This window comes from Streptomyces boncukensis (assembly GCF_011045075.1).
Taxonomy (GTDB): Bacteria; Actinomycetota; Actinomycetes; order Streptomycetales; family Streptomycetaceae; genus Streptomyces; species Streptomyces boncukensis.
The window spans coordinates 1-1,648 of record NZ_JAAKZZ010000914.1 but is presented as its reverse complement, the minus strand read 5'-3'; the positions used below and the strand labels follow the sequence as shown (position 1 = coordinate 1,648).

Below are 1,648 nucleotides of genomic sequence, written 5' to 3'. Positions count from 1 at the left end.
GTCGGGGCGGGGGGATGACGGGGGGAGCGCATCGGACATATCCACGATCCTGCCACCCGGCGGCGACCCCCGGTGGACCGCCTCCCCGCCGCGGGTTGTCCCGGCGGCGCACCCGCACCGGACCGGACAGCCGGACGACCCCGTGACAGGGCCATGACCGTGAGTATGATTCCGCCCTAACAGGTGGGGAACCCGGCACACCGTGGTGTCAGGTGCATGCTCATCATGTGCCGACGCCATGTCGAGAGGAGAGGGTCGGGCATGGGCGTACGGACGGCGAGCGACCGCAGCGCGACATGGCGCAACTGGGCAGGCAATGTGACGGCCGGTCCCGCCCGCACCGTCGCGCCCTCCACCACCGGTGCCCTCGTCGAGGCGGTCCGGCGCGCCGCCGCGGACGGGCTGCGGGTCAAGGCCGCCGGAACCGGCCACTCCTTCACCGCAGCGGCCGTCACGGAGGGCGTGCTGATCCGCCCGGAGCACCTCACCGGCGTCCGCTCGCTGGACCGGGCGGCCGGGACGGTCACCGCCGCAGCGGGCACCCCGCTGCGGACGCTGAACGCCGCGCTGGCCGCCGAGGGCCTGTCGCTGACGAACATGGGCGACGTGGTGGAGCAGACCGTCTCCGGCGCGATCAGCACCGGCACGCACGGCACGGGCCGGGACTCCGCCTCGCTGGCCGCGCAGGTCAGGGGCCTGGAGCTGGTGCTGGCCGACGGCACGACGCTGCGCTGCTCCGCCGATGAGAACCCCGATGTGTTCGCCGCTGCGCGGGTCGGCCTGGGCGCGCTGGGCGTCGTCTCCGAGGTCACCTTCGCCGTCGAGCCGGAGTTCCTGCTCACCGCGCGCGAGGAGCCGATGTCCTTCGAGCGGGTCACCACCGAGTTCGATCAGCTCGTGGCCGAGAACGAGCACTTCGAGTTCTACTGGTTCCCGCACACCGGCGGCTGCAGCACCAAGCGCAACAACCGCAGCCAGGGCCCCGCGCGCCCGCTGCCCCGGATGCGCGGCTGGGTCGACGACCATCTGCTGTCCAACAGCGCCTTCCAGGCCGCCTGCGCACTGGGCCGGGCGGCACCCGCCACCATCCCGGGCATCGCCCGGATCACCAGCCGGGCGCTGTCGGCCCGTACGTACACCGACATCCCGCACAAGGTCTTCACCACCCCGCGCCGGGTGCGGTTCCTGGAGATGGAGTACGCCGTGCCGCGCGAGGCGGCCATGGCGGCGCTGCGCGAGCTGCGGGGCGCCGTGGACCACTCGGACCTGCGGGTGAGCTTTCCGGTCGAGGTGCGTACGGCGCCCGCCGACGACATCCCGCTCTCCACGGCGAGCGGGCGCGACACGGCGTACATAGCGGCGCACATGTACCGGGGCACGCCGCACGAGGCGTACTTCAGCACGGTCGAGCGGATCATGGTGGCCCACGAGGGGCGGCCCCACTGGGGCAAGCTCCACGGGAGGGACGCGGAGTACCTGGCCGGGGTCTACCCGCGGTTCGCGGAGTTCACCGCGCTGCGTGACCGGGTGGATCCGGACCGCCTGTTCGGCAACGCCTACCTCCGCCGCGTCCTGGGCCCCTGAGCGTCCGGGCCGCGCCCCGGGCTCCCGCTCAGCTGGCGTCCGGCTGCGGGGCCTGCTCCGGGAG

General features: G+C 73.6%; 1 protein-coding gene. It reads left to right on the top strand.

Going from position 1 to position 1,648, the window contains the following annotated elements:
• Positions 1–261 precede the first annotated feature (261 nt).
• Positions 262–1,584, top strand: a complete 1,323-nt coding sequence (locus G5C65_RS36945) for a D-arabinono-1,4-lactone oxidase (protein WP_165303406.1) — start codon at positions 262–264, stop codon at positions 1,582–1,584.
• Positions 1,585–1,648: the final 64 nt, after the last annotated feature.

Coding starts and splice junctions, on each gene's coding strand:
- G5C65_RS36945 (WP_165303406.1), top strand. CDS start 262: ATGGGCGTACGGACGGCGAGCGACCGCAGCGCGACATGGCGCAACTGG.